The sequence below is a fragment of the Candidatus Hydrogenedentota bacterium genome (genome assembly GCA_035450225.1).
Classification (GTDB): Bacteria; Hydrogenedentota; Hydrogenedentia; order Hydrogenedentales; family SLHB01; genus DSVR01.
Genome location: DAOTMJ010000008.1, coordinates 92,777 through 110,408, shown reverse-complemented (window position 1 = coordinate 110,408; position 17,632 = coordinate 92,777). Strand labels below are relative to the sequence as shown.

Here is a 17,632-nt window from a genome sequence, read left to right as displayed (position 1 = left end):
TATGGTGCAAAAAGTAATCGTGCGGCTTCGGCGGCCCACCCGGGTGCAGGTGTTTACCGCGCGCGGCATTGTGCTCTCCCCCGGCGACGCGTGCATTGTGCGTACCGAACAGGGTCTCGAATTCGGCACATGCATGGCCGAGCCGGAAGACTGCACCGAGGAGGAAGTGAAAGGCATCGCGCAGCCGGTCGTTCGCCGGGCCACGTCAAACGATCAACTGACCTTTCAGCAAATCCTCAAGGAAGAAGAACGGGCGTTCGAACTATGCGCCCGGAAAATTCGCGAACGCAATCTTTCCATGCAACTGGTGGATGTCGAATACACCTTTGATCGCCACAAGATCACCTTCCGGTTCACCGCGGAAGAGCGGGTGGATTTTCGCGATCTCGTGCGGGAACTGGCCCACGAACTCAAGGCGCGCATCGAACTCCAGCATATCCAGGTCCGCGACAAGGCCAAGACGGTCGGCGGCTTTGCGGCCTGTGGGCGCGAATTGTGCTGCGCGACGTGGCTGACGGATTTCATGCCCATTTCGATGAAGATGGCCAAGCGCCAGAATCTTTCCCTCAATCCCGCCAAGATCAGCGGTCAATGCGGGCGGCTCATGTGTTGTCTCAGTTACGAAAACGCCAATTACGAGGATCCCAAGAAGAAAAAAGCCGCCGCTGTGCCGGATGCCGCATCCGATCCCGAAACCGCTGACGGCGACCCCGAAGAAATCGAGACGATGGAAGAAGCGGAACCGGACGTTGAAGAAGCGGCCGCCGACTCTGAAGAATCCAGCCAACCTGTCGCTTCGGGCCTTCCGGGCAACGAAAAACCGCGTGGCAAGCGGAAAAAACGCCGCCGCCGCAAATAAGCGCCGGACGACCTCGATCCACGGCCGGTTTCCGGCCAAACCGTGGACAGGCGGACATCGTGGATCCGGCCGCTTCGTCCGGAAGGCAAGCCCAAATTGATTTGCGTTGCGCGGCTGCGTATTCTGGAATCGAAACGCAAATACGAAAAGCCCGCGTGGGCGCGGCGCGCAGACCGGGCGACAAAACGCGGCGGGAGGATTGCAGCATGGCGGACAAGGATATGACGAGGCGGGGATTTTTGAAAACGGCTTCCGTGGGAACGGTGGCCATGTCCATGAGCGCGGCAAGTTACGCGCGGGTAAAAGGCGCCAACGACCGCATTTCGATAGGCATCATCGGCTGCGGAAGCCGGGGGCTTGACGCGCACATGGCGGGCATATATCCGTTCGCCAAGGATCAGAACATCGAGGTCACGGCTGTTTGCGATCCATGGCGAATCCGGCGCGAGATGGCCGCCGCCAAGGCCAAGGAACAATACGGGCGCGAGGCAAGGCCGTTTGTGTCGTACCGCGACGTGCTGGCGCTCGACGACATTGATGCCGTGATGATTGCCTCGCCGGATCATGTCCACACCCTGCATCTCGAGGCGGCGGCAAAAGCCAAAAAAGACGTCTACTGCGAGAAACCCATCTCCATGGATCTCGAGTCGCTGAAGAAAGCCGCCGACGCCGTAAAGGCCAACAACGTGGTCTGCCAGATCGGCACCCAATTGCGGAGCCTTCCGAGTTTCACAGGGTGCCGGGAATTGTACAAGACGGGCATTTTGGGCAAAGTCGGGCGGATTGAACAATGCCGCAACGGCGAGCAGCCCTATTGGTACCACTACCTGAAAGAAGCCAAGGAAGAAGACGTGGACTGGAAAGAATTTCTCCACGACCGTCCCATGCGCCCCTTCAGTTCGGTGCAGTTTACCGGCTGGTACGGATTCCTCGACTTTTCCGGGGGACCGGTGCCGGGATTCGCCAGCCACTATATCGATCTGGTCCATTACATCACGGGCGCGCAATTTCCGTCGAGCGCCGTATGTCTCGGCGGCGTCTACACATGGAAGGACGAGTATGGATTCACCTGCCCGGACCATGTTCAGGCATTGTGGACGTATCCCGAGGGGTTCATGGTGTCCTATTCAACCAATTTCGGCAACGGCGGCAGCAACACCTTCCGCATCCTCGGCGACCAGGGCACGCTCGACATGGTCAACTGGACCAGCCCCGTTCTCACCGCGGAAGGCGGCAGCAAGAACAAGGGCGCCATCCGAGGAAAGAAACCCATTGAGGACGTGCCCACGGATGACCACTTCCTCAATTGGCTCAAGTGCCTGCGCAGCCGCGAAACGCCGAACGCCTCGATAGATGCCGGATATCAGCACGGTGTCGCGATTCTGATGGCAACGCGCGCCTTTGAAACCGGCGAGCGGCAGGTGTACGACCGGGAAAAACGAAAAATCCACAAGGGATAACGAAACAGGCACGCCCCTTGCGCATCTGACGGTGAATCCGGCACGGGGCGAACAGGAGATTGATCGCCATGAAGATGAAACGTCGCATGTTTCTCAAATCATCGGTAGCCGGCTGCGTCGGACTGGCCGTTGCCCGGGATGCCGGGGCGGACGAAACCCAGGAGACGGCGAAATGGCGGATCGGTTGTTACACGCGGCCTTGGGACAAGTACGAGTACCGCGTGGCGCTCGACGCCATCGCGGAAGCCGGTTACCGTTATGTGGGCCTCATGACGACCAAGTCGGAAACACACCTGGTCGTCTCTGTGAAAACCACCCCGGAAGAAGCGCATGCGATTGGCGACGAATGCCGCAAACGCAACCTCAAAGTCGCGTCGGTATACGGCGGCGACATTCCGGTCGCCGAATCGCTCGAGGCGGGCATCAAAGGTCTTCGCGGATTGATTGACTGTTGTGCAATCATCGGCGTCGAAAATCTTATGATGGGCGGCGTCGGCGATCAAAAAATCTTCGATGCCTACTACAACGCCATCGCGGAGTGCTGTCCCTATGCCGCCGAAAAGAAAATGGGCATCAGTGTGAAGCCGCACGGCGGGTTGAATGCGACCGGGCCGCAATGCCGCGCGATTATCAACCGGGTGGCGCAAAAGAACTTCGGCCTCTGGTACGATCCCGGCAACATTTTCTATTACTCGGACGGGAATCTGAATCCGGTGGACGACGCGGCGTCCGTAGACGGAATCGTCGTCGGCATGTCCGTCAAGGACTATCTTCCGCCCAAGAACGTGAGCGTAACGCCCGGCGCCGGCAAGGTGGATTTTCCGAAAGTCATGGCGCGGCTCGCAAAGGGCGGATTCACCTCCGGCCCCCTGATCGTCGAATGCCTTGCCCCGGGAGAACCGCCGGCCCTTCTTGATGAAGCCCGCAAAGCCCGATTGTTTCTTGAAACACTGACCGCCTCGTTGTAAGGCGGACGACGGGGCTGTGGGTTTTTCTTGTAACCGCCGCGGGATTGTTCTATTCTGGATCCGCGGCAACATCGGATTCATGGCAAGGGAGAAAGTCCCATGGCGCGGATTGACGGGCCGGTGCACCGGCTGACCGAATATGAGCGTGCCGTCTGTTATTACACCCTGCCGCGACTGGTGCATCCGTTGACCTTCGGATTGATGGCCATCTACACGGTGTGTCTATTCGAGGCGGCCGCCATTCTCGTTTACGGCGTCGCTTCGGATCAGGACGCCGCGCGAAACCTGGGGGCCGCCGCCATGGCCGCCGTGATTGGAATGGGCGTTGTCACCTTCACCCTTCGCGCGCTGTTGAACGAGGTGCGACAGCGCTGGGCGCTGGCCGGCGCCCGCGGGCTTACCGAACGGGCAATGAATCCCGACGATTCCGAGGCGGCGGATATTCCAGACCCCTTTGCCAGCCACGTGCTGCTACGACGTCCCTTGCCGGCCCCAAGCGACCTGTATGCCTGCACGGACAACGACGGCAACGTGATGTATTTCGTCGAAATGGAACCCGGCGGAGAAACATGGCGAATCAAGGACGCCCAAGAAACCGACATCATCCAAGTCAGGGCGGAAGCGCCGCCAGGCAGTTTCTTCATGGAAGGACAGCCGGCCCGCTTGTCCGTATGCCGGGGTCCCGACGAAGTCGCGCGCATCGTGCGACGTTTCAGCCTGTCTTCGCCAAAAGCGCATATTCAGTGTTGGCTCCCGCGTCCGGCAAAATACAGCCTTGTACGCGACAGCATCTATCGCGAAGGAACGTTGGTGGGACGGTTTTACGAAATTCATCAATCGTTGTATCTGGATATCGAGAAGGATTCGTTTCACGACGCCATTCTCGGGTTGTTCGTTACGTTGTCGTGAGCGCCCGGCGACTTTCTTCGGCTGGGCGCCAAACGCTCAATGGAGGATCGTAATTTATGACGAAGGACAAGGCGGCGCCCAACGCATGCCAGGCGGTCCCCGGAGAAGGCATGTGCCATCTGGCTGAAGGGCTTCAATGTTTCCTGTATGTCACCGACCGGCACTTTCTGGTCCGGGTGCTGTCCTTGGACGAAGAAACCGTCTGTGTGACCTTTCCCGGCAAAGATTATCCGGTCGAGGGAATGCGCGCGGACATGGAATTTCACGACGAAGGGGGCTACTGTTATTATGCGACGGAAGTGTTGCGTGGGCCGACCCCCGGCGAGGAGGGCATCGTGTTGCGCCGGCCCGCCGAAATCAAGCGCAGTGTCCACCGGACCACCTGCCGCATTCCGACGGATCTCACCGTGCAAATCAAGGATCGCGATCATGTGCGGCGATACAATGCCGCGCTGCTGAACATCAGCGCGGGCGGCGTGCTCGTCGAAACCGATGCGCCATTCGATTTTTCCACCTCCATCGAAATGGACTTGTCGCTTCCCGGGGAAAGTCTGCACACGATCCCATGCCAGGTGGTGCAAATCATCCCCGCAGTCGGCGCGCAGGAAAACGGAATGCGCCAACTTTGTCTGAAATACGCCGAATTGCCGCCGGACGCCAATTTATCCATCTCGCATTACATTTGGCGGCGTCTGCAGGAAATGGGCGCGTCGCACTGACGCGGGTAGCGCCCACAACCCAGTTTTTCTTCATGCTCGCGTTGTTCCCAAAATACATCCGGCCGCCACTCTGTTCGTGCGCGTGCGCGTGCTCATGCTTGTGCTCGTCATCATAATCGAATTCTTGAAAATTCTTGATGGGGCCATATAATATTATTATAATTCTATCCTCATACTTTATTGTTTGTCTAAACATGTTCAACCGGCGCGGACAAGTCTCTCCGATCCACTGCCATTACGAAGACGAGTTGTCAGGAGACCTTGGACGTCTCCTCCGTGGGGGAATGAAAATGAGTTCTCCTGAATAATCGCGCAAGCGATAGGAGATGTAGTAACGCCTTGGTTGGTTTACGAGCATGAGCACGAGCATGAGCCAGCCAGACTACAAGGCGCTGACGGACGAAGAACAGGCGGCAGGCGGCACGCGTCTTGGCGTTATTGGGCCGCTGGGGCAGAGAGCAGGTTTCCTTCCGGATCTATGTATAAATCCCGGTCGGTTGGAAACACACGACCGGCCGCCCGGGCGAGAAACTCTTCTTGGGTAAGGGCAAATTCGGGACTGATTTCGATGCGGACGGCCGGCCGTCCCTGATCGTCCCTCGGCACGGGGCTTCCCGCGGCATCGAGCCATTCGGCCCAGTATTCCGCCATCCGGAGCCATGCCGACGTCACGCTATTGTCGCCCTCGAACTGCTTGATGGGTGTGTATTCGCCCGCGCGGGCGATTTCAAGGGCCACCGGTTCGTGGCGAATGAAACGAAGCGCATCGAACACGAACGTTTCAAATTTGTAGCCGTTGGGTTTTGGCGGATTGACGCGTTCGCCGCACTCGTCAATATACGGAATTTTTTTATGCGCGCGATGCCAGGGAAATGAATCGTAAAGGCGGACAACCCGTTCGACAAAATCCAGAGACAAAATATGTATCGCCGGATTCCCCGCTCCGTGAATCATGCGGCCGTTGGCGTCCACTTCAAGCAGTTGCGGATACCGATCCAACTCCGTATATTCGATGACGCGGTACTCGCCGTCACACCGGCAATGAACACCGACGGCTTCGCGCACATGGTTTTTCCAATGGTTCTTTGACGACATCTCCGCGTTGCGCAGGAAATGGTATCCGATGAAATAGGGGTCGGCGACCTTTACGGCCCAATTGTCCACCTGAAAATAACTCAGCGCGCGAATGCCGCGCCGCCGGGCATCGGCGATGACGCCGTTTTCGATCATGGCGGGCAGGCATCCGCCGTGGCCGTTGGGATTCATGGCCAGGCGCCCACGTTCCGCCAGCATGAAACGGCCCTTCTCGTCAATGCACGGCATCATGCGTTGTTTCAGGAAAAAAATATCGGCGGGGTTCAGTCCGAAGTGGCCGTGGGACCGGAAAAACGCGCGCGTGGCGTCCGCGTTCGCGTCGCTGACCATGATGTACCACGGGAGGACGCACCCGTAACGGCGCTGGAGATTGCGGATTTTCTCCGCGTGAAACGCAAATAACGATTTTTTCGACACCGGACCAATCGGATAGGCGCCTTTGGGTCCTTCAAATCCCAGCCGCGTCCCTTGGCCCCCCGCCACGAGAAACAGCCCCACCCACCCCTGGCGCAACGCCTCTTCGCCGGCCTCCCGCGCCTCGACGGCATCGGGACGATCCCCGGCCACTTTCGGAATGAGGGGTATGGGTTCGATGCGGCTGAAACGCTCCTCCGGCGGTTCGCTCAGCACCCATTCTCGAATCAGGCGGCCCACCAGACGAAAATCCACCTGTTCCAGTTCTTCCAGAAAAACGGCGCGCTCTTCCGAATTCAGCGAGGACCAAAAGCGCAAGACGTGTTCCTGGCCCTGTTCGGCCAAAACCGCCTGCGCCTGCTCATGGGTCCACGCCATCAATCCCGTGTCCATGCCCGCCCGTATTTGTCCATTTCGGCCCGTTGAGCGCGGTTGGGCAAGAGCGACGGCTTGGCGCCCTGCACGAATTCATACTTCGATCCACACCCGTCGCAGATGCCATATTCGAAACCGGGCTGTTCAAGGTATTCGCCGCAACGCGGGCAGGCCGGTATCGTTTTCCCGTAAAGAACCGCCGGGTTGTCGAACACCACGCCACAGGCTTCGCACTTGGACAAGGGACGCGGGCGTTGCCAGCACCGGCTGAACATCATGCGTTTTTGGCAAATCCGGCAATACCCCTCGCGCCCCATGACGGGCCGCGTTGGGCTTCCATTCGCGCCGGCATCCTTGTCTTTGTCGCTTCGGCCAAACAACGCCATGGATTATGTCTCCTGCCGTCCCCGCAACCGATTCCACGTAACAACGACACAAAAACACACGCTACCCACTACCCGCATGTCATCTCCCTGTGCGCGAGTCCCGTTTGCTCATCATGTCTTCCCGGGCCATGCTTCCTTACTTTCCTGGATTTGCAGGCGGCGGCGCGGCTGTGGGCGGCGGTTGAGGCGGTTGCGGAACCGCGGGAATGCCGGGAGCGCCGGGAATGCCCGCGGAGGGTGTGTTGCCCGTTCCGGGCGGCGGAACCGGGGGGCGGCCCGCAAGAACCCGCACGTTGTATTTTTCATAAAAGACTTGGTCGCCCGACTTGACGCCAAAGGTGAGCGTTTCCGCCAGCCGGGCCGGCTTGGCGTCGGGAGATGCCGTGACTTCGATGACAAAACTATTCGGGGCATCGCCCGGGGCGGATGTCGCGGACAATGTCTCGGTCGAAGTCTTGAGATCAACTATTTCGATCGGCCGATCCGATTTCACGGTTACCCGGGCCGGCGAGGGCGCGACGTTTTGGCCGAGTTTGGGGCCGGCGCTCACAAGAAGTTGCCGCATCCCCGGCGGCATCACTTCATAGAAAGCCTTGACGTCCGCCCGGATTTGCATTTGCATGATGGGCATCCGTTTGCAGGTTGTCTGAATGCTCAGATTGCCCATGAACGGACCGGCCGGCGCGTCCGGCGTCATGCGGACCGTGATCGCGTATTCGGGACGGTTTGGCGTGGCCCATTCCGCTTCGGGCCGCTTCACGAACGACGCTTCGAGTCCGGCCAGTTGCAGGGGCGGACGAATATCGAGCAGTTCGATGGTCTCCTCGCCGGTCTGCCGAAGGATCACGGTTTTTTCGGCCATGACCCCTTTTTCGATCTCGCCGAATTCAACTTTTTCGGGATCCAACACATATTCCGGATTGATCTTGGCGATAACATTGACCGTCAGGCGGTTGCGCGCCGGATCGTTGGACAGGATGGTCAGCGTCTTGTGTGAAACCGATCCGGAGATCTGCTTCGGGTCCACGCGAACCGTAATGACCGAACTGCCGCCCGGCGGTATATTTTTCTTGTCCTCGTCAATATGGGCTTTCGTGCAACCGCATGAGGTGTTTACTTGCGAAATGATCAAACCGGCCTTCCCTTTGTTCAACACCTTGAGTTCGCGCACGGCGATCCCTTGCGTCTCGATAACCCCGAAATCCAGCGTCTCTTCGGGATCCGTCGCGATGATTGGCACTTCGGTCGGATCGCCGTTGACCGGCGGCAAGGCGCCCGGCGCCTCCTGGACAGGCGGTGTCGCATCGGCCAATTTGCGCGCTTCCTGGAGAAACTGATCTTCCTTGCCCGTCGTTGGGGCTGCGGGCGACACCACCACTTGTGGTTTGGCTGAAAACTTGTAGACGCCGTATCCGACGACGCCGCCGGCCACACCGGCCATGGCAATCACAGCAATTACAGCAATGGGTCTCATGGCTCACTCCGCTTGAAATCTGACTTCATATCGTTTTTCAGCCTCGCGCAACTCGCGCGAAAGCGTTTCATAGATAGCATCCGTAACAACGATATCCAGTTCCATTCCCATGAGCAACGCGCCCACGACAGGTTCGAACACCGGCATCACCGTGCGCGCCAACGGACATACGCGGTGAATGTCCATTCGCATCGTGTCGGCCAGCACCGGGCTCGATCCCTTGAACACGCTGCCCGCCATGACCACCTCGAATTCGTCGCGCTGCATTTCAAGCGCCACGGCCACGGCGCACACCATTTTAGCAAGATACCGTCCGCCCCATTCAAGAATCTCGCACGCCGCGGCATCGCCTTCGTACGCCGCGTCGAACACCAGTTTGGCCATCGGCTGCAAGGCCGATGGCGCCATTTCGCGGCGGTACAGTTTGTAAAACAGTTCGTCCACGTCGCGACAGCCGCCCTTTTCGACGAACAACCGTGTCAGCAGCGTCGGTGGAATGATGCGGTCGCGGGCCTGCCAGACCGCCTGGATTCCGCGCAGGCCGATACTGCTGCCGGAAACCCAATCGCCAAACTCCTCGCCGAGCCCGCCGACACGCGTGTGTCTTCCGGCCCGGTTCACGCCGGCGCACACGCAGCCGGTTCCGCAGGCAATCACGATGCCGTAGGGATTGCGCGTGCCCCCGCGAAGGCCGCCCATCGAGTCGTTGCGGAACACGCGTGGAATCGCCCCGAACAACGGGGTATAGATCGCGCGTTCGAGCATGTCGTAGTCTTCGGGCAAATCGGCGCCGGCAATGCCCATGCCGATTCCGGAAATATCCTTCAGCGCCAACCCAGCCGCCTTCAGCGCGCCTTCGACCGCCTTGCGGTTTTCAACCGCCGCGGGTTCCACGCCGAAACACTCATAATTGCCCGCGCCCGCGCGCCCAAAGCCCAAGATATGGCCTTCGTCGTCTCCCACAAGGCAGAAAGTCTTCGTCCCCCCGGCGTCAATTCCGAGGTAATATCGCTTGGTCTTGGCGTTTGCCACGGTACTCCTCCATGAGTCGTTCCGGCGGATCTGACCGCCAATGACACATCACGCGCGGGGCATGTGCTCCGCGCGTGATGTTTATCGCATTCTCATGCGCGCACCCGAATCAATTGGGTTTCAGCCTCTTGATCTCCGTTTTCGCCTGATCCGCCGCGGGCGTCATCGGATAATTTCGGATCACCTCCTGCATCAGTTCGCTTGCGCGCGCCGTCTGGCCCAGTTTGGCCTGGCAGATGGCCTGATACAGCATCGCGTACGGAACCCGGACGCTCGTCGGATAATTGGTGCGCAGTTTTTCAAACTCGGCTATGGCCTGCTCGTGCTGCTCGAGGCTTTGCAGCGCCTTCGCCTTCCAGAACAGCGCATTGGGCGCGTTCTCGGACGTCGGATACTGCGTCAGAAACGCATCGAACTGTTCAAGGGCCGCCTTGTAATTCTCGCTCGCATAACTCTTTTGCGCCTGGGTGTAGTCCGCTTCCGGATTCCCCGTGCCGATTGGAGCGGCCGGAGCAGCGGCAATGGGGGCTGCGGGCGTTGCAGCCGGCGCTGGGGACGCCGCAGACGTTGCGGAGGGCGGAGGCAAAGGAGCCGCCGGAGCCGCCGGGCCCGGCGCCGGAGCCGGCGTCGCTTCGCGCGATGGACTGTAGACCAACGGCTCACCGGTGGGCGGTGGAATTTCGCCGCCGCCGGGCGCCGCGGGCGGAGGCATCGCGCCCGATCGGAAATACCGCGCCAGCGAATTGGTGAGGTTATCCAATTTTTTCTCCACAAGATTGGATTTCGCGGCGCTTTCCTCGACTTGCGACTGCAACGACTTCAATTGCTGATCGGTCGCGTCGAGCCGGGCGATCAATTCCGCCGTGTTCTGGTTTAGTTTCTCCACCGATCCGGACAATTGCTTGTCCAGACTGGCGACACGCCGCTGGGTGTCGTAGATGGCGTTGGCCTTTTGGCCGCCGCCCATCGTACCGCACCCGGCCGTGAGAAACACCACCGACAGCGCCACCGCAACGGTCCAGCATATTGATCGCATGACTCAGCCCTTTTTTCGGCAAGCCGTTATTTGGTTGCCCGGTTGAACTCGGCGCGGCGATTTTGCTTCCAGGCGGCCTCGTTGTGGCCTTCCGCCACCGGACGCTCCTTGCCGTAGGAAATCGTCACAATCCGGTCGCCCGCAATGCCGAGTTTGATCAGGTGTTCGCGAACGGCCAGCGCGCGCTTCTCGCCGAGCGCCATGTTGTATTCCTGCGTGCCGCGTTCGTCGCAGTGGCCTTCAACCTGGAACATCGTGTTCGCCGGATCGGCCTTCATCTTTTCCGCGTTCACACCCAGAGACTTGAGCGCGTCCGGACGCAGCGCGTAACTGTCATAATCGAAATAGATTTTCTCCAGATCGGTCGCGGGCTTCCACTGCAGCGCGCCTTGATCCACATCCGGCAATCCGCCGCCCGAATCCGTCGTCGGAGTTGTCAATTCAGGGTTGATGGCCTGTTGCTTCTTGCCTTTGCAGCCGCCGGTCAGAACCAGAACCGCCGCCAAGCACATGACCATGATCAATGTCGTAACACGAGCGTTTGTCTTCATCGTTCTCCTCCACTAAAAATTGTCTGTTTCGCGTTGTTGGACACCGGGATACATTGTAACACGCGGCCATGCGCAGTTCAAACAGACAGGCGAAAATGCGCCCGGCCAACCGGCATGTCCGCTGTTTTTTCAATAGTATACTCGGAATACGTCGAAAAGTTTCATTTTTTCTTCAGGGGGAAAATACATAGATAGTATGATAGCGGAAAAGTCATGCCGCGCCCTTGCGCGAAAGACCATGGCGCGCAGGAAAAGGCCATCCCATGTTCCCCGTTGGCGTGATATCTACAAAATATTGTGGTTCACGGGTTTATGGCTGCGGTTGACACTCAAGGTATAGTGGTTTATACTAAGACATCTTGGGCCGTGGTTCATGGACCACCAACCGCAAAGGCCCAATTAGGCCCAACGACGACTGTGGAAAAGAGTCCGGGCGCCTTGAGCGTCCAAACGGAGGCAATCGCAACCTATGCGCTTGCCCGGCGGGAGTCTCGAAGAGAGGCCGCTCCAACAAATACGCATGGGCACTGATAAGCGCCCATGCCTGTGACCGTACTGGAGAATAGCGACCGTGACTTTGAAATCCGCGCGCTGGTGCGCATTGCCTGTTGTCTTGGTTGTTCTGGCGGCCGGATGCGCGACACGCCGCCAAGTTCATCATTTCGGCCCTGCGCCGGCCGCTCGTGTGCGCGCGCAGGAGTTGGGTCCCGCAAAGCCCCGCAGCGTGACGGAACTGGTGCAAGAAGCCAGGGACGCATTCAATCTTGCGAACGCGGCCCATGAAAAAGGCGACCGGGAAGCGGCTCTCCGCGAATATGTCCGCATGCTCGACCGGCTCCGGGAAGCCAACCTTGATCCGATCATTTACCACAACCTTCGCGGCGAATTTGAACGCATTCTGGACGCCGGCGCAAAACCTTCCGAAGAAGGCGCCGCAAATCCCGCGCGCGAGGCGCTCGCCCAGGCCAACGCGGCGCAGGAACAAGGGGATTCCGAGGCGGCCCTTCGCCAATACAACCGAATGCTCGATGTGCTCGCGAAAGCCGTCCCTGATCCGGATGCACTGTACGGCGTACGAGACTCTTTGCGCAATGTGCTGACGACCGGGGAACGAGAAGCGGCCAAATACGACCGGCGGCGCATCCATCCTTCCGCGGAGGAATTGTCGAAGGGGATCATGGCCGAACTCGAAACACCGTCCGTGCTGTCCGACCGCGTGCTCACGGAAATCTCGGAAATCCAAAACCTTTATCCGCGAAATTTTCAGGGGGGACTGGATCGCAGTTACAAATATCTGCCGTATATTCGCGAGGAATTCGCGCGCGCGGGGCTGCCGCCCGATCTGGTCTGGCTGGCCATGGTCGAAAGCCAGTTTTCGCCGAAAGTGGTGTCGCGGGCGGGCGCGGGGGGCATGTGGCAGTTCATGCGTGCAACCGGCGCGCGCTATGGCCTGAAATGTGATCCGTTTGTGGACGAGCGCATGAATTGGCGCAAAGCGACGCAAAGCGCCATCCGTTATCTTTCCGATCTCAATGAACGCTTCGACGGCAGTTGGCCGCTGGCCGTAACGGCCTACAACATGGGCGAAGGCGGCCTTGATCGCGTCTTGGCCGCCGCGAACGGCGAACGCAACCTGTGGAAACTACTGGACACGCCATGTACTTCGGCCTTGATGATGGATGAAACGAAGAAGTTCTATGCCAAACTGCTCGCTTCGATCATCGTCGCCAAGGATCCCGAGCGTTTCGGTTTTGAGTCCAATCCGCAACCCGCCGAGGAAACGGTCCAGATCAAGGTGCGCGGCGCCTATTCGCTTGCCGCGCTCGAAAAGGCCGGCGGATTGCCGGACGGCACGCTGCGGGCGCTTAATCCCGACTTGATTCGCGGCGTAACCCCGCCCAATGCCGAATTCTCGCTGCAGGTGCCCCCGGCGGCGCAAACACAACTGGCCTCGGCGCTGCACAGTGTTCCGACAGTGGGATCGGACGTTTTACGGTCTTGGGATCGCAAACACATTCATGTCGTCAAGCGCGGCGAGACGATCGAAACCATAGCCAAAAAATACGGGGTATCCGCCGATGAGGTCTGTAAAACCAATCGCATCAAAATCGCCAGCCGGTTGACAACCGGCCGCCGATTGACCATTCCGGCGGGCAACATCGTTCCGGTGGAAGTTCGCTTGCCGGAGGCGGAGGCCGACGAACCGGACACCGCCCGTGCGCGGGAAAATGCCCCCGGAAACAAAGGCCGCATGGGCGGTTCGACCGATAAAGTCTATACCGTGCAAAAGGGCGACACGCTGTCCAACATCGCCGCAAAGCACAAGGTAACGCTTGCGGAAGTGCTTTCATGGAATAAAATCAAGAAGCCCGAAGTCATCAATGTCGGGGACAAATTGGTCTTGAAAGGCGCCCAGGATGCGCCGGATGAAACGGCGGATGAATGGCATGTGGTCCGCGCGGGCGAGTCCTTGGCCAAGATTGCCAAGCAATACGGCGTCAAGATAGACGAGATTGCCGAATGGAACAAGATTACCACGATTTCAAAAATCAACATCGGCGACAAACTGGTCATCAAGGGCATGAACGGCAAGGGGCAAGCCGCCACGGCGCCCGTCAAATCTTCCGGCGAAAAACAGGACGGAAGGAACAAAGGGCCGGATAAACAACCCCCGGACGGCCAAAAGGTGGTGCATACCGTTGCCAAGGGCGAAACCGCCAGCAGCATCGCCGCCCGGTACAAGGTGAAAGTCAGCCAATTTTTGGCATGGAACGGATTGACCGCGTCATCCGTTATTCGCGCGGGCGACCAGCATGTGGTCTATGTGCCCGGCGATACGGCAAATACAAACGCCGACAAACTCGCCTCGACGGTTCCCTCCCAACCCGCCGGGGACAAAAAATCGGAAACCGGCAATACAACGCCCAAACGGGTGGCGCTGGCCCAAAACGACGCTGCCAAACCCCAGGAACCCTCCGGAACCATTCATATCGTGGCCAAGGGTGAAACGCTCAGCAGCATCGCCGCCCGCTACAAGGTGAAGATCAGCGACATCTGCAAATGGAACGGCTGGACCAAATTGCCGGTCCTCCAGATTGGCCAGAAGGTTTCCATCCAAGGATAGCGAACCGGCCCGCCGATGGCTCCCCATCAGAAAGCGACCTTGAACGATCGAATCTCGAAGGGCGTAATATCAAAGCAAACCGTTGCTCCCTTGGTCTTGATCGGCGTGTCGTTCTCTTCCATCAAATCGCATTCCGTCACCCGTTTGGGCGTGCGCCCAAAGGTCAATGCCACCGGACCGCGTTGTCCGTAGGCTTCGTACACCCGCACGATCAGCGCATTCGAATCCTCGCTCCGCTTGATCGTGTCTATGACGACGTGGTCCGCGTCCACGCTCGCAAACGCCCCGCAGGGCGGCAGCATGCCTTTCTTCGCGGGCGCCGCGAACGCCAAGAGGGGGCTGTTCAATTCAAATCCCTCCTGGACGGTCCCGTTGCGCCATGTCCACGCATGCGGATAAATAGCGTAGGTAAACAGGTGTTCGCCTTCATCGGCTTTCGGATCGGGATCGACCGGCGAACGCAGCAACGAAATCCGCATCCGATTCCCCTTGGTTTCGTATCCGTACTTGCAGTCGCTCAGCAGGCTGACACCGTAATCGCCTTCGGACAAGTCGGCCCACTTGTGCGCGGGCACCTCGTAGCGCGCGCGGTCGAAATCGGTGTTGCGGTGCGTGGCGCGCTCGATGGCGGCAAACTGGATTTCGTAGGTCGCGTGGCTCGCGCGAACGTTGACGGGAAACGCGGCCTTGAGCAGGACGCGCTTTTCATGCCAGTCCACGTGCGTGACGAAATCAATACGCGACGTATGCGCATGAAGCGTCACGTCCTGCGTGATGACGCTGCGCTCGGTCTTGCGGACCATGCGCACGATTGCGCGGACCGGCCCGGTTTCGACGACCTCGATGGATTCGGCCGGTCGCGGTTCCCACGACACTTCCTCGAAGTTCGGATCTATGTCCCACGCATCGTTGCCGTGCGGACGATCCTCAAACAACTCCAGTACATTGCCGGGTTGGCCCTTCACGAGCAGATCGCGGTGTTCAATCTTGTCGTACAAGCGAGCGATCCGGCCTTTTTTATCGAACGTGAGACGGATGAAATCATTTTCCATTCCTGTGGAAGCCGCTTTCAGCGTATTCTCAACGGAAGATGCGCCCGGCACGACATGATAGGCGGCATAGCCCAACGGCGGCACGCCTTCGGCGAGTATCAGCAGTTCGTTCGGACCGGTCTGTTGGCAGAGCGCCCCGGCGCCGGCGCCGTCAACGACGTGGAAATCTCCCTGAGGCAAAGGCATTTCGACGCGCGCCGCATCCGTCCGCACCCACGACAGGTCGTTGAAGACGAGAACAGGCCGGCCGGGACCGGACGTGTCGATCCGCCCGGCCAGATGGTTCAAGGCCGCCGCGCGCACCGACGTTGCAAGGCCGCGCGCCCGCGCGTAGTCCTGGTCGGCCTGCGCGTACACCTCGGTAATCGAAGATCCCGGCAGGATGTCGTGAAACTGGTTCGTCAGAACGATTTTCCACGCATCATACAGGGCGGCCCGATCGTACCTGCCGCCGTGCATCAACGCCCAACTGCTTAGAAACTCCGTCTGGCGCAGGAGGAATTCCAGCTTGCGGTTGTTGCGTTTCGTGCGCGCCTGCGTCGTCTGGCAGCCACGGTGATATTCAAGATACAACTCGCTGTTCCAGACCGGCAAGTCCTCGAACCGGCATTGTGTTTTCATGCGGTCAATACAGTCCTGGATGCGGCCCAATTCGCATTTCGGCACCCCAACAATATTGCCAAGCCGTTTGCCGAATTCGATCATTTCCATGGTGACGCCGCCGCCGCCGTCGCCATGACCGTACGGAAAGGGAACCTCCTCGAACCGATCCTTCTGCCGGAACAATTTCCACTGTTCGATGCAATCGCGTGGATGCGTGTTGCCGTTGTAATTCAACGGCGGCATCATGCCGAGAATCCGCGTGCCGTCCGCGCCTTCCCACTGGAAAACGCTGTACGGAAATTCCGTAAACCGGCTCCAGGTGATTTTCGTCGTGACGAACGTGTCCACCTGCGCCTTCTTGAAGATTTGCGGCAGAGACCACGCATAGCCAAAAGCGTCCGGAAGCCATGCCGTCGTCGAATGGATGCCGAATTCCTTCCGGAAGAAGCGGTTGCCGTACAACAGCTGGCGCACGACGGCTTCGCCCGACGGCACGTTGCAGTCGTTTTCGACCCATAACGCGCCGAACACTTCCCACCGGCCTTCCTTGACACGCTGCTTGATGCGCCTGAAAAGTTCCGGGTAATGCTCCTTCATCCATTCATACTGGACCGGCTGGCTGGCGAGGAACACGAATTCGGGATAGCGATCCATCAGGTTCAGCATCGTCGAGAAGGTCCGGCCGCACTTGCGCCGCGTCTCCCGCAATGGCCACAGCCACGCCGTGTCAATATGCGACTGGCCCGTCAGGATCAATTTGCCCATGCCGTAACTCGCCTCGAACCGTTTGAGGCCCGTCCGCAGGAAACGTCCCGCCGCGATCAGCGACGCATGGTAAGCGGGCGCGCCCACGTGCTGGAGATCCACCTTGAACATCGCGTCCTTCAGCAATTCGAGCAACTGCTGACGCGGCGTCGAGTTTTTCTCGAGTTGTTCGAGCACGGTGTAAACGACCCGCGCATCCCAGTAGAAATCCCATGCCTCGCGGTGCATCACCGCGATGTCGGCATACTCGAAGTGATGGTATTCGTCGAACCGGACGCTCGGAACCGATTCCAGCGCGATCTCGAAGCGTTCGCCGCCCTTGGATCTTTCGGCAAGGAAAAGTTCGTCGCGGTTGCGATCCAGGCCCTGAAACGGCTGGCCGTTGACGTAGGCAAGCGATTCGCCGCCCGGACGGATCAGCGCCACCACGCATTGCCCTTTCATGCGCTTCGGAACCGCCACCGTCATGCGGAACCACGTCGTCTGATCAAAACCGCCCCAGCGATCATGCACCGAAAACGGCCTCCAGCCCGATTTCGGCATCCGTTCGGGACCCAGCCCCGGCCCCGTCACGCGCGCCTGGATGCGCCCAATCGGCAGCCGGTCCGTGTAGACCGTGTTCCAAATCTCGCGCAGGCGGTTGCGCGCCTGCTCCATTTCCACCCGGCGTTCGGCTTCAAAATTCGACATGCGTCCTGCTCCTCACGATGCGATCCTGCGGTAAAGAGGCCGAATTATACCCGCACAAACAACCGATAGCCAAAAGCCGGCGCCTGTTTCGCCCGGAAAAAAGTGGCAGAATGCTTGGCG

13 protein-coding genes are annotated in these 17,632 nt (G+C 59.3%); 6 read left to right on the top strand and 7 right to left on the bottom strand.

Annotated features, from left to right (window positions below; all coding sequences use genetic code 11):
* Window position 1 precedes the first annotated feature (1 nt).
* The 5 genes from ricT (at window position 2) to P5540_07090 (ending at window position 4,915) form a co-directional block, all read left to right on the top strand.
* Window positions 2-859 carry a regulatory iron-sulfur-containing complex subunit RicT gene (gene ricT, locus P5540_07110; GenBank protein ID HRT64584.1) on the top strand — a complete coding sequence of 286 codons (858 nt, stop codon included), beginning with the start codon at window positions 2-4 and terminating at the stop codon, window positions 857-859.
* A gap of 206 nt (window positions 860-1,065) precedes the next feature.
* Window positions 1,066-2,319, top strand: a complete 1,254-nt coding sequence (locus P5540_07105) for a Gfo/Idh/MocA family oxidoreductase (protein ID HRT64583.1) — start codon at window positions 1,066-1,068, stop codon at window positions 2,317-2,319.
* A gap of 68 nt (window positions 2,320-2,387) precedes the next feature.
* Window positions 2,388-3,287, top strand: coding sequence for a sugar phosphate isomerase/epimerase family protein (locus P5540_07100; GenBank protein HRT64582.1), 900 nt, complete (start codon window positions 2,388-2,390; stop codon window positions 3,285-3,287).
* A gap of 99 nt (window positions 3,288-3,386) precedes the next feature.
* Window positions 3,387-4,196 carry a hypothetical protein gene (locus P5540_07095; protein HRT64581.1) on the top strand — a complete coding sequence of 270 codons (810 nt, stop codon included), beginning with the start codon at window positions 3,387-3,389 and terminating at the stop codon, window positions 4,194-4,196.
* A gap of 56 nt (window positions 4,197-4,252) precedes the next feature.
* The gene (locus tag P5540_07090; GenBank protein ID HRT64580.1) at window positions 4,253-4,915 is read left to right on the top strand and encodes a PilZ domain-containing protein; all 663 of its coding nucleotides are present in this window, start codon (window positions 4,253-4,255) and stop codon (window positions 4,913-4,915) included.
* Between the two features lie 435 nt (window positions 4,916-5,350).
* Here the strand turns inward: P5540_07090 and P5540_07085 are convergent, their stop codons facing one another.
* The 6 genes from P5540_07085 to pal form a co-directional block, all read right to left on the bottom strand.
* Window positions 5,351-6,802 (bottom strand): UDPGP type 1 family protein, encoded by a 1,452-nt coding sequence (locus P5540_07085; GenBank protein HRT64579.1) that lies wholly within the window; start codon window positions 6,800-6,802, stop codon window positions 5,351-5,353.
* Complete coding sequence (locus P5540_07080; protein HRT64578.1) at window positions 6,802-7,185, bottom strand: hypothetical protein; 384 nt, start codon at window positions 7,183-7,185, stop codon at window positions 6,802-6,804. Before P5540_07080 ends, P5540_07085 begins: the two co-directional genes overlap by 1 nt.
* 136 nt (window positions 7,186-7,321) lie before the next feature.
* The gene (locus P5540_07075) at window positions 7,322-8,659 is read right to left on the bottom strand and encodes a DUF1573 domain-containing protein (protein HRT64577.1); all 1,338 of its coding nucleotides are present in this window, start codon (window positions 8,657-8,659) and stop codon (window positions 7,322-7,324) included.
* A 3-nt stretch (window positions 8,660-8,662) separates the two neighbouring features.
* Complete coding sequence (locus tag P5540_07070; protein ID HRT64576.1) at window positions 8,663-9,691, bottom strand: BadF/BadG/BcrA/BcrD ATPase family protein; 1,029 nt, start codon at window positions 9,689-9,691, stop codon at window positions 8,663-8,665.
* Window positions 9,692-9,800: 109 nt separating this feature from the next.
* A complete protein-coding gene (gene ybgF / locus P5540_07065) occupies window positions 9,801-10,727 on the bottom strand; it encodes a tol-pal system protein YbgF (protein HRT64575.1) in 927 nt (308 codons plus the stop codon).
* Between the two features lie 26 nt (window positions 10,728-10,753).
* Window positions 10,754-11,278 (bottom strand): peptidoglycan-associated lipoprotein Pal, encoded by a 525-nt coding sequence (pal, locus tag P5540_07060; protein HRT64574.1) that lies wholly within the window; start codon window positions 11,276-11,278, stop codon window positions 10,754-10,756.
* A gap of 571 nt (window positions 11,279-11,849) precedes the next feature.
* Here pal and P5540_07055 point away from each other — a divergent pair.
* Window positions 11,850-14,402, top strand: coding sequence for a LysM peptidoglycan-binding domain-containing protein (locus tag P5540_07055; GenBank protein ID HRT64573.1), 2,553 nt, complete (start codon window positions 11,850-11,852; stop codon window positions 14,400-14,402).
* Window positions 14,403-14,428: 26 nt separating this feature from the next.
* On the opposite strand, the gene P5540_07050 is transcribed toward P5540_07055, so the two are convergent.
* Window positions 14,429-17,512: an alpha-mannosidase gene (locus P5540_07050; GenBank protein HRT64572.1), complete on the bottom strand. Its 3,084-nt coding sequence runs from the start codon at window positions 17,510-17,512 to the stop codon at window positions 14,429-14,431.
* Between the last annotated feature and the right edge of the window lie 120 nt (window positions 17,513-17,632).

What these genes read in the sequence shown, in the direction of transcription:
- P5540_07095 (HRT64581.1), top strand. Translation starts at nt 3,387, where the DNA reads ATGGCGCGGATTGACGGGCCGGTGCACCGGCTGACCGAATATGAGCGT.
- P5540_07085 (HRT64579.1), bottom strand. Translation starts at nt 6,802, where the DNA reads ATGGCGTGGACCCATGAGCAGGCGCAGGCGGTTTTGGCCGAACAGGGC.
- P5540_07080 (HRT64578.1), bottom strand. Translation starts at nt 7,185, where the DNA reads ATGGCGTTGTTTGGCCGAAGCGACAAAGACAAGGATGCCGGCGCGAAT.
- ricT (HRT64584.1), top strand. Translation starts at nt 2, where the DNA reads ATGGTGCAAAAAGTAATCGTGCGGCTTCGGCGGCCCACCCGGGTGCAG.
- pal (HRT64574.1), bottom strand. Translation starts at nt 11,278, where the DNA reads ATGAAGACAAACGCTCGTGTTACGACATTGATCATGGTCATGTGCTTG.
- P5540_07105 (HRT64583.1), top strand. Translation starts at nt 1,066, where the DNA reads ATGGCGGACAAGGATATGACGAGGCGGGGATTTTTGAAAACGGCTTCC.
- P5540_07075 (HRT64577.1), bottom strand. Translation starts at nt 8,659, where the DNA reads ATGAGACCCATTGCTGTAATTGCTGTGATTGCCATGGCCGGTGTGGCC.
- ybgF (HRT64575.1), bottom strand. Translation starts at nt 10,727, where the DNA reads ATGCGATCAATATGCTGGACCGTTGCGGTGGCGCTGTCGGTGGTGTTT.
- P5540_07050 (HRT64572.1), bottom strand. Translation starts at nt 17,512, where the DNA reads ATGTCGAATTTTGAAGCCGAACGCCGGGTGGAAATGGAGCAGGCGCGC.
- P5540_07100 (HRT64582.1), top strand. Translation starts at nt 2,388, where the DNA reads ATGAAGATGAAACGTCGCATGTTTCTCAAATCATCGGTAGCCGGCTGC.
- P5540_07090 (HRT64580.1), top strand. Translation starts at nt 4,253, where the DNA reads ATGACGAAGGACAAGGCGGCGCCCAACGCATGCCAGGCGGTCCCCGGA.